General features: G+C 41.5%; 9 protein-coding genes. 4 read left to right on the top strand and 5 right to left on the bottom strand.

Annotated elements, in window-relative coordinates; genetic code table 11:
* The first annotated feature begins 456 nt into the window (after positions 1 to 456).
* Together CK510_RS19530 and CK510_RS19525 are read left to right on the top strand one after the other, a co-directional pair.
* Positions 457 to 1,860 carry an amidase gene (locus CK510_RS19530; RefSeq protein ID WP_095723293.1) on the top strand — a complete coding sequence of 468 codons (1,404 nt, stop codon included), beginning with the start codon at positions 457 to 459 and terminating at the stop codon, positions 1,858 to 1,860.
* A gap of 278 nt (positions 1,861 to 2,138) precedes the next feature.
* Positions 2,139 to 3,095, top strand: coding sequence for a D-alanyl-D-alanine carboxypeptidase (locus CK510_RS19525; RefSeq protein WP_095723292.1), 957 nt, complete (start codon positions 2,139 to 2,141; stop codon positions 3,093 to 3,095).
* A gap of 19 nt (positions 3,096 to 3,114) precedes the next feature.
* On the opposite strand, the gene CK510_RS19520 is transcribed toward CK510_RS19525, so the two are convergent.
* Positions 3,115 to 4,122, bottom strand: a complete 1,008-nt coding sequence (locus tag CK510_RS19520) for an N-acetylmuramoyl-L-alanine amidase (protein WP_095723291.1) — start codon at positions 4,120 to 4,122, stop codon at positions 3,115 to 3,117.
* A gap of 180 nt (positions 4,123 to 4,302) precedes the next feature.
* Between CK510_RS19520 and CK510_RS19515 the strand changes: the two genes are divergently transcribed.
* On the top strand, positions 4,303 to 4,662 hold the full coding sequence (locus tag CK510_RS19515; RefSeq protein ID WP_095723290.1) for a phosphoribosyl-AMP cyclohydrolase: 360 nt from the start codon (positions 4,303 to 4,305) through the stop codon (positions 4,660 to 4,662).
* A 2-nt stretch (positions 4,663 to 4,664) separates the two neighbouring features.
* Here the strand turns inward: CK510_RS19515 and CK510_RS19510 are convergent, their stop codons facing one another.
* Both CK510_RS19510 and trpS read right to left on the bottom strand, forming a co-directional pair.
* The gene (locus CK510_RS19510; RefSeq protein ID WP_095723289.1) at positions 4,665 to 5,579 is read right to left on the bottom strand and encodes a methylenetetrahydrofolate reductase; all 915 of its coding nucleotides are present in this window, start codon (positions 5,577 to 5,579) and stop codon (positions 4,665 to 4,667) included.
* Positions 5,580 to 5,639: 60 nt separating this feature from the next.
* Positions 5,640 to 6,647: a tryptophan--tRNA ligase gene (gene trpS, locus CK510_RS19505; RefSeq protein ID WP_095723288.1), complete on the bottom strand. Its 1,008-nt coding sequence runs from the start codon at positions 6,645 to 6,647 to the stop codon at positions 5,640 to 5,642.
* A gap of 74 nt (positions 6,648 to 6,721) precedes the next feature.
* Between trpS and pip the strand changes: the two genes are divergently transcribed.
* Positions 6,722 to 7,669: a prolyl aminopeptidase gene (gene pip / locus CK510_RS19500; RefSeq protein ID WP_095723294.1), complete on the top strand. Its 948-nt coding sequence runs from the start codon at positions 6,722 to 6,724 to the stop codon at positions 7,667 to 7,669.
* Positions 7,670 to 7,914: 245 nt separating this feature from the next.
* On the opposite strand, the gene CK510_RS19495 is transcribed toward pip, so the two are convergent.
* On the bottom strand, positions 7,915 to 8,460 hold the full coding sequence (locus CK510_RS19495; RefSeq protein ID WP_095723287.1) for an NADPH-dependent FMN reductase: 546 nt from the start codon (positions 8,458 to 8,460) through the stop codon (positions 7,915 to 7,917).
* Between the two features lie 136 nt (positions 8,461 to 8,596).
* The gene (locus CK510_RS19490) at positions 8,597 to 10,099 is read right to left on the bottom strand and encodes a CIA30 family protein (RefSeq protein WP_095723286.1); all 1,503 of its coding nucleotides are present in this window, start codon (positions 10,097 to 10,099) and stop codon (positions 8,597 to 8,599) included.
* Between the last annotated feature and the right edge of the window lie 83 nt (positions 10,100 to 10,182).

The following is a 10,182-nucleotide window of genomic DNA, read 5'->3' as shown; positions in this document are numbered from 1 at the left end:
TTTAAATGCATAACAGCTTACTCGTTCATCTCTTTTAAAGTTGCCAAAGCTGAAGGTGACAAACGACTCAGATATCGTGTCAGTAGATAATTAATAATTTTTATTAAAGTTAGTTTAATTAATATTAGATTATAGCAATAAAATAAAATAACCCCACCGCCTGTGGCACCTCCCCTTACTAAGGGGAGGTGTGGAGGAGTATAATAATGTGCAGATATTTAGGTATAGCAATTGGCTTCATGCTACGGGATAAGCGGAGATGCGATCGGTAGCATGTCATTTAGAAGTGATTAAGCTATTTTCAGCTATTTAATGCCAATGATGACAAAAAACAACATAAAAATCACTCTAGAGTGGTTTTGCAAATAATCAACTTGGAATAGAATAGAAATCTTACACAAGTCAGTATATTTTTAAGTATAGTCACTAGGGCTTGCTCGTGACCCAAAAGCAACAATGAACGCATTTGATTTAGCTTTTACCCCTGCGCTAAAGTTGGCAGAATTAATCCGCGATCGCAAAGTCTCGCCATTAGAATTAGTAGAATTGTACTTAGAACGGATATCCCGTCTCAATCCCCAATTGGGGAGTTATTTTACAGTCACAGTCGAGCAAGCAATAGACGATGCGAAAGCCAAAACCGCACTACTTTCCACAAATCCAACTGAATTACCACCCTTTTTTGGTGTACCCATTTCCATCAAAGATTTAAATTCCGTTATCGATGTCCCCTGTACCTACGGAACATCAGCATTACTTAAGTATATTCCTAAATACGAAGATTCCGTTGTTACTAAAATTCGCCAAGCCGGATTTATTATCCTTGGTAAAACTGCTACCTCCGAACTAGGTTCTTTCCCCTACACCGAACCTATCAGCTTTCCCCCATCCCGAAACCCCTGGAATTTAGAATATACCTCCGGAGGTTCCAGTGGAGGTGCTGCTGCTGCCGTTGCTGCTGGCATGTGTCCCATCGCTCAAGCTTCCGATGGTGGTGGCTCAATTCGCATACCAGTGGCATGTTGTGGCTTATTTGGTATCAAACCATCACGGGGTAGAATCTCCCCAGCCCCCGCAGGCGATCGCTTTGGTGGAATTGCCATAAATGGACCCATTGCTCGCACTGTTTCTGATGCAGCTGCACTACTTGATGTCATGTCGGGTAATGTTCCCGGTGATACTTACACCTTACCGAAACCAGAATCATCTTTTTTATCAGCAACTCAGGAAAAACCCGGTAGCTTGAGAGTGGCTTATGCTACAGACATTCATGGGATTGCTTCTTCAGATGCGACACAAAAACAAGCTGTATTGCAAACAGTTCAATTACTCCAAGAATTAGGACACATAACCACACAAACATGTCCCGAATTTAGGGGTTTAGTTGAACCATTTCAAATTATTTGGCAAGCTGGAATCGCAGCATCGGAGGTTCCTTTAGAAACACTGCAACCAATGAATCGTTGGTTAATCTCAAGAAATATAACTGCGACTGAATACGTCAAAGCGGTTGCCAAAATGCAAATAGTCTCGCGACAAATAGCCAGCTTTTTTAATGACTTTGATGTGCTGTTATTGCCAGTATATCTGCATTCTCCCATCCGCGTTGGGGAATGGGCACATTTGAGTCCAGAAGACATATTCCAAAATATTATCCAATGGATTGCACCTTGTGCCTTAGCAAATGCCACTGGATTACCTGCTGTTGCTTTACCAGTAGGTTTTGATGCTTTCGGTTTACCAATGAGCGTCCAATTCGTCGGGAAAGCTGCTGCTGAGTCTACTTTGATTAGTTTAGCTGCACAACTGGAAATAGCAAAACCTTGGATTGATAAATTACCAGATTTTAGTAATTGGTAATCGGCTTTTTTCTGTTGGTTTGGAAATACGATCGCGGACATCAGATTACAAGTAAATGAGATAAAAACCGTATATACACAGAGACAAAAGCTGTACCTTACTCAAATGCAAAATACTGTAATTTGGCATACAAGTAAAATTACATTGCTAAATGTTACACAATATTACTAGTTATTAAGGAGTATAGTGGTTAATGGATAAAGATAAAATCTTTATTAAATTTTGCGCGTAAAGAATTTACGTGTGAAGAAGTTTAGTAAAAACTAGTGTGAGACAAGATGGGAAAACCCAAAACACAAGCTCCTATTCGGCTTTCCAGAGTAGTAATAACATTAACCACCCTAACTACTGGTATTAGTCTGGAAAATTTTAACCGAGCCGAGGCTAATGTTGTTCAAGCATTCCAACCTGCCGAATCTGCCGCATCTGCGTCCCAATCATTGCCCTTTGGTGTACAGCCCATTAGACCGAGATTTTGCCAAGGTGATTTGGACACTGCGATTACTTCGATTGTTAATAATCCGAGTTTTAAAACCGCAAAATGGGGGATTGTCATCAAACCAATTGCGGAACCTGGGAGTCTTTATCAACACAATCCCAATATTAATCTCATCCCCGCATCAAATATCAAACTATTGACAACAGCGGCAGCATTACAGTTTTATACTGAAAACCGTCCAGAAAAACTGGCTTCCCTAGGTAATTTGGTGACTGCGGTGAATCGTTATAGCAACAATCCAAAAGCAAACTTGCTATTACGTCGGATTGGAGGGGAAAAAGCCGCAATGACTGCTCTTGCTAATATGGGTGTGGACACTAGTGCTTACCGACAAGTCGATGGATCGGGATTATCTCGGAACAATCGTGCGACCCCATCCACATTAGTTGGAGTGCTAGAAAAAATGTATGTTCGTCGTCCCAACGAAGTTAACGCAGAACATTCATTACTACAACAAATACAACCAAAACGAGATTTGTTTTATAACTCTTTAGCGATCGCTGGAGTTAACGGAACCCTACGCGGTCGTTTTTTAAATACCCCAGTTCAAGGACGACTCTTTGGCAAAACCGGGACTTTGCGAGGGGTTCGCTCCCTTTCTGGATACCTGCAAAATCCCGACTATGGAACCATTGCCTTTAGCATTGTGGTCAATCAACCTGGTCAATCAGGACAACGATTGACCCAAGCCATCGACCGGATTTTGTTAAAAACCTCCCAGGTAAATCGCTGCTAATTTTTCCTTGCAGTTTCCTTCAACCATTGAATGATCGACTCTCCCATTGCCTTACCACCCGTTGTGACCAGTCACGACGGTTGGCAATTGGGGCATCGAGAAAATACAATTCAGCCAAAACTGTGGCGCGAACGTTGGTGTCTTCCGCACCCGAAAGAACTAGGAGATTGAGGTTATCTTTAACACCTCTGTCGCGAATCTCTAACGCCCTAGCCATTGCTCTTGACATGATGGCTGCTAAACGGCGGTCGGCGGCATCGGCTTTGGTTCTGTGGACTAAAACCTCTGTCCCTTGGGGGTCTTGTCCTCCTGGTCCGTCAAAGGCGTTATGGTGGACACTGCAAAATACATCAAAAGCAGCTGCTTGACGACCAATATTATACAAGTCTTGTAGATTAGCTTGAGGCGTATCAATTATCATGCAAGGAACACCCGCCGCCACAATTACTTCCCGCGCTGCATTGGCTGCGATGACGTTAAGATTGTACTCGGTTTCCCCCGTCGGTGCGATCGCCCCTGGGTCAAATCGAGTTCCTGGTCCGTGACCAATTTCCAGCATTACCCCCCGTCCCCGATAAATCGATTGATGATTGGGAGGTGCAACAATAATGGGAATATCGGCATCCATCGACGCAACATCAAAAGCTGTTGCCGTGGGATATTTATTTAAGAAATCAATCAGTGCTTCCTTGCGGTTACCACGAAATATTTCCACAGCCTCCAATCCAGCCATGACCACAACTACCGGTTGACCATTGCGATCGCGGAAAAACCGATAGGTATCAGCCGTCTTGGAAACATTCAAGTTAGTAACAAAGGAAGCATCCTCAGTCAGTAAGTTTACTGACTCAACCGCCTCCCCTACCCTAGCCACCAAAAAACTCCCAGCCCGATCAAAACGATTTAAAAATGCAATTAGTTCTACCCTTGATGAACTTTCCAGATTTTCTGCCACTTCACCACCAGTCATGGCTGACACAACTGGTATCCCACTTGCACCACTGTTAAATAAAATCCAAGTAGCCACTGTTACTTCTCCAAGTCTACTAGGCAAATGTTTTAACCAAAAAACTGATAAAAGACAAGTGCCATTAATACCTCATCTCAATAGAATTTATGTTCTAAATCAGCGACGCCTAATTTTTTGTTGAGTGTACAACTATTTTGAATAATAATAGTTCTCATACTCATCTATTTCCATCGTGGTATGAATCAACTATTTAACCCCCGCATCTCTGTAGAACAGGTGGAAGAAGGTTCCCAACTTGCTCCCAAATTTGACAGTGACGGTTTAATTCCCGTAGTGACAACGGATGTGAATACTGGTGAGGTGCTAATGCACGCTTATATGAATGAGGAAGCTTTAGTCAAAACCATCGAAACAGGTGAGGCTCATTATTATAGTCGGGGTATTGCGAATTACGTAGCTTTAGCTTCTCACTCTGCGAGTATTGCGAATTGTGTTGACAGGTGGAGCCTTTTTAGTTTCTATTCTCCTCATACCGGAATCATAAACAAAAAAGCAGCCGGAATCAACCAACTGCCATCATCTCAAAATTGTGACTAAATTTACCTAACTACCCCAACTCCAGCCATATCTAGAATTGGTGCAATCAAATCTTCCCGCTTAACTGCCATCATATGCACTCCCTGACACAATTGTCGGGCTGTTTGCACCTGTTCGGCAGCTATTTTCATCCCCTCTTCCAAGGGTTCCTTTGCCTGCGCTAATCGATCAATAATATGCTGGGGAATATTTACACCAGGAACCACACGATTGATAAACTCAGCATTTTTCGCCGACTTCAACAGGAAAATTCCAGCTAAAATTGGCTTATTACACCCAGATGCGATCGCATCCATAAATTTCTCCAATTTGTCAAAATCTGTGATTAATTGACTTTGGAAAAATTGCGCTCCTGCTGCCAATTTCTTCTCAAATCGACTTTGCAAACCCGACCAGCTAGCACATTGGGGGTCAACTGCTGCACCGGTAAACAAATCTAAAGCTCCATCTGTAAGGGGCTTTTCGTTAAAATCCACCCCCAAATTCAGCTTTTGAATTACCTGCAACAAACGCACCGCTTCCAGGTCAAAAACACCCTTACAGTCGGGGTGGTCGCCTGCTTTTACAGGGTCCCCCGTCAGCGCTAGAATGTTGTGGATACCTAAGGCATGTGCCCCCATTAAATCAGCCTGCAAGCCGATACGATTGCGATCGCGACAGGCAAATTGACATATCGGCTCAATCCCATGTTGCAGTAAAATAGCTGACGCAATTAACGAACTCATCCGTAATACTGCGCGACTACCATCGGTGATATTGACAGCATGAACCCTTCCCTTAAGGGTCGCTGCCATTTTCAGCATGTGTTCTGGATTACCTCCTTTGGGTGGGCAAACTTCGGCGGTGACTAGGAATTCACCTGACCTTGCTGCCGAACGAAATGAACTTAACGCAGTCGATTTTAGTGTATCAAGCATAACAATGAGTATTCTCACTCTGGGTATAGCTGTAGCACAACTTACCCCTCCATGAAAAGCTCATAACGGTAGAGAATACCCCAATGCTATTTTTACATCTCTCAAAGTTTGCTGGGCAACGACTTCTGCTTTTTGCCTTCCTTCCCGCAAAATAGACTCTAAATAGCTCTGTTCAGCCATGATTTCGTGATATTTGTCTTGAATTGGCTTCAGAGCATTTACGGTTGTTTCCGTCAACAATTTCTTAAAGTCACCCCAACGCATATCTGCACATTCTGCTGCTACTTCGTCTTTTGTTTTACCCGATAGCAACATGTACAATGTCAGCAAATTTTGACATTCGGGGCGTTCTGGGTCATCGAAAGTTAAACCGGGCATGGTATCGGTTTTACACTTTCTGATTTTTTTACTGATGTCTTCGGGTGAATCAAGTATGTTGATTCGGCTTTGTTCGGATGGGTCAGACTTGGACATTTTCTTAGTACCATCGGTCAAACTCATTACCCGTGCCCCTTCTTTACGGATAAGTGGTTGGGGTGATTTGAGGACTTTTTCGCCTTTGCCAAATTGATGGTTGAATCGGTCTACAATGTCTCTGGTGAGTTCTAGGTGTTGTTTTTGGTCTTCACCGACGGGGACTTTATCGGCATTATAAAGGAGAATATCAGCCGCCATTAATACGGGATAGTCGAGTAAACCGACACCAACATTTTCCCCTTGTTTGAGGGCTTTTTCCTTGAACTGAATCATATCTGTTAACCAGTTCATCGGGGTGATGCAATTAAGTAGCCAAGCTAACTCAGCATGTGCCGAAACATGGGATTGGACAAAGATGGTGGAGTACTGCAAATCGATACCACAAGCGAGATATAAAGCTGCGATCGCATAGGTATTTTCTGCGAGTGTTGCGGGGTTATGGGGTGCTGTAATGGCGTGTAGATCGACCACGCAAAAGTAATTATCGTACTGACTTTGCATTTCTACCCAGTTACGAATCGCACCGAGATAGTTCCCTAAATGTAGATTGCCAGTTGGTTGTACTCCAGATAAAATGCGCGGCTTTGCCATTGATTTCTAATTTCTTCCTATTTTTAATATACTTAAGCTTACCAAATAAACTTTCGGGAATAAATTTAATGACTATAAAACAATTATATCCTTCGAGGGAAGCGTATAAAGAAGGTAAATTACAGGTTTCCGATTTACACACAATTCATTTTGAAGAGTCAGGAAATCCCCAAGGTAAACTAATTGTAGTATTACATGGTGGTCCTGGTGGTGGTTGTCCCCCGTTTTATCGTCAATATTTTCATCCGGAAAAATGGCGATTAATTATGTTCGATCAACGGGGTTGTGGAAAGAGTAAACCCCATGCAGAATTACGCGAAAATACGACTTGGGATTTAGTTAATGATATTGAAAAATTACGCGAGCATCTAAATATAGATAAATGGGTTGTATTCGGTGGCAGTTGGGGAAGTACCCTTGCACTTGCATATAGTCAAACTCACCCAGAAAGGTGCAAAGGATTAATTTTGCGTGGTATTTTTATGCTACGCAAAAAAGAACTAACCTGGTTCTACCAAGAAGGTGCAAATTCTATTTTTCCTGATGCATGGGAGGAATATTTAAAGCCGATTCCCCAGTCAGAACGGGGAGATATGTTAACAGCATATTACCAACGTTTGACGAGTCCCGATCTAAAAATTCGTTTAGAAACATCCCGTGCTTGGTCAATTTGGGAAGCGAGTACAAGTAAATTATTTTTAGATAAACAGTTGATGCAAACTTTTGGTGAAAGTCAATTTGCCGAAGCTTTTGCCAGAATTGAATGCCATTATTTTGTGAATAAGGGATTTTTAGAAACCGAAGACCAATTACTCAAAAATGTTGATAAAATTCGCAATATTCCCAGTGTCATTATCCAGGGAAGATATGATATTGTTTGCCCAATGATTTCTGCTTGGGAATTGCATCAAGCTTGGAGAGAAGCTGAATTAATTATAGTTCCAGATGGGGGACATTCAATGAGCGAACCCGGAATTATGAGTGCTTTAATTGATGCGACAGATAGGTTTACCGAGTTGTAAATAGGAAATTAGTTAAATTTGTAGTTAAATTTGTAGGTTGGGTGAAGACGCACGAGTTATACTTGTAGCCATACAACAAATCTAAATTGCGTCGTAACCCAACATTTTATTCCCAATTTTCGTTTTTTCCATATCATATGTTGGGTTACGCAAAGCCTTCAACGTCACTTGCTATAACGAGGGGAACCCTCGCAAAGCAGTGACTCCCCAACCTACAATTTTCTACAATTTTTAATTCAGATTCCTTAATTAACTCCTCGCAATTTACGAGTGCTATCAACCAAACTTTGAGCAAATTGGTCAAGTCGTTGTGACAGTTTTTCATCTACTAATTTACCTTCCGCACTAAAAGCTTTCCAAGCTTGTCCAATTGCGACTTGTTCGGGGATAACCCATCCATGTACCCACCTTAAAATTACCCGCAAATCATTCAAAGCATTACTATTTGATTGTCCACCCAAAATACTAATTAATCCAGCAACTTTCCCCGATAATTGGTCAAAGCTCATTAAATCCAGGGCATTTTTCAACACACCACTAACACTACCATGATACTCAGGTGTCACCAAAATCAACCCATCCGCACTACCAAAAGCATCTTGCAACCGCTTCACATCAGGATAACCAGGATACTCATTACCCCCATCACAAAACGGCAAATTCATCTTCCTTAAATCCAGAACCTCAACCTCAGCACCTAATGCCTGTACCCGTTGCATTGCCAGTTCCAAAGCTATCTGACTGTAAGAATCCGTTCTTAAACTACCCGCAATACCTACTATTTTCACCATAACCAACCTACCCTAACCAAAGTCATAACGATTATGAGTTGATTGTAATAGAATGCGATCGCATCTGTCAAATGCCGCTTCTATTCCTCCGCGAACCTCTGCGTAAACTCAGCGCTTCTCTGCGTTTAAAAATATTTTATTTATCAGCTTCCAACATAGAAAACAATCTCTCCCAACCAACATTATTTGCACTACTTTCAGTTGCTTTCACCTCAAAAGTAACATTACAAGCTTGAGTATTTTCCAACGCTTGTACGCACAACTCAGCAACATCATCACGGCTAATTTTGCCCCTTATATTATCACCTTGCTCAAAAATTAATTCCTTCCCACCAACTTCTTCAGTCAACGCACAAGGACGAATAATCGTATAGCTAGTACCGCTTTCCCTAACGCTATCTTCCCCCTTCAACTTCCAAGTTAAAATCCCCCCTAATTGGTCATTCATTCGTACTGCTGGGGGTTCTTCTTCTAAATTGATACCTGGTCTACCTGGACGTGTGACACCAGCAGAACTAATCAATACAAACCGGGATAATGTATTACCGCCATAGGCTTTTATCGATTCAATTTGTAAGGAGAAATTACCAGGGGAAAAATGAGGATTTAAATTTCCATCATATTCAAATTTACTTAACATTAATTGCAAAGAACAAACCTTACTTTTATCAATAGCAGGACAATCTTTGACGACTTTGGCACGAAATACAGGAATTAAATTAGCAAAAGGAACGCGAACATCAATCCAAGCACCATCTACAGTGTCAAAAGAATGGCTATAACCAACCCCATCCCAGCTTGAATCTGTGCGTACAAATAATTTATAGCGTTTACCATCACCTTTAATTCGTAATTCTAAACCTTCATAACTAGATAAATTAATTGATGGTTGGAAATTTTTAGTTCTAACTGATGCAAACCCACCAGAATTATCAGTTGAGACATTACCTGTAAAGATGGCAGTATTATCAGCAAAAATCATATTACTACTACTAACTCCACCCATAACAACATCATCTAAAGCACCCCAAATATTCTTTAAATTATCTAAATTTTCTGGACTTTGGGTAAATTGGGTAAAATCAAATATAGTTTTTACATCTGCCTGGGGTAAATATTTTATAGCTGCTTCGACTAAATTTTTTACCCCTTTATAATCGACATTTTCAGGTGTATCTCCGACTATTTCCGGCTGATAAAATTTGATACCTTGATTATACTTATCACGTTCTGGAGTGTCACCTTCCACAGGTTGAACCCGCACAGAAGTACAGCAAATTACAGCCTGGATATTTGCCATCACAAGGGGAGTTAGGGTTTCAGGTTTGGTTATATCAGCAACGACTAATTCTGCCTCATTCCCCAAAATAGAACGTGCTCTGTCGATATCGCGAACAAGCGATCGCACTTTATAACCCCGTTCGAGTAAGCATTTAACAACTCGTTTACCCACACCACCTGTTGCCCCTGCTACCAGTATTACACCCACTTGTTTTGCTCCATCTGGTTTATTTTGACTATCTTTTGGACGACTTTGAAATAATTCCTGTACCCAATTAAGTAAGGGGATTACCTCAAAATAACTGAGAGTTTCCACAAATCTACCAAAATCCCATTGTTTACGATTTTTGTCACCCATAGTCCGATCCAAATTTCCGATTCATATTCCCAATCACGCTGACGAGATGCTTGTCCTGCAATTGATTTGAGTGCCCAAAAATA

It is taken from the genome of Brunnivagina elsteri CCALA 953, from assembly GCF_002289455.1.
Lineage (GTDB): Bacteria > Cyanobacteriota > Cyanobacteriia > Cyanobacteriales > Nostocaceae > Brunnivagina > Brunnivagina elsteri.
The sequence above is the reverse complement of the archived record's forward strand: the minus strand, read 5'-3'. Positions and strand labels throughout refer to the sequence as shown.

Coding starts and splice junctions, on each gene's coding strand:
- CK510_RS19510 (WP_095723289.1), bottom strand. CDS start 5,579: ATGCTTGATACACTAAAATCGACTGCGTTAAGTTCATTTCGTTCGGCA.
- CK510_RS19515 (WP_095723290.1), top strand. CDS start 4,303: ATGAATCAACTATTTAACCCCCGCATCTCTGTAGAACAGGTGGAAGAA.
- CK510_RS19525 (WP_095723292.1), top strand. CDS start 2,139: ATGGGAAAACCCAAAACACAAGCTCCTATTCGGCTTTCCAGAGTAGTA.
- CK510_RS19495 (WP_095723287.1), bottom strand. CDS start 8,460: ATGGTGAAAATAGTAGGTATTGCGGGTAGTTTAAGAACGGATTCTTAC.
- CK510_RS19490 (WP_095723286.1), bottom strand. CDS start 10,099: ATGGGTGACAAAAATCGTAAACAATGGGATTTTGGTAGATTTGTGGAA.
- trpS (WP_095723288.1), bottom strand. CDS start 6,647: ATGGCAAAGCCGCGCATTTTATCTGGAGTACAACCAACTGGCAATCTA.
- CK510_RS19530 (WP_095723293.1), top strand. CDS start 457: ATGAACGCATTTGATTTAGCTTTTACCCCTGCGCTAAAGTTGGCAGAA.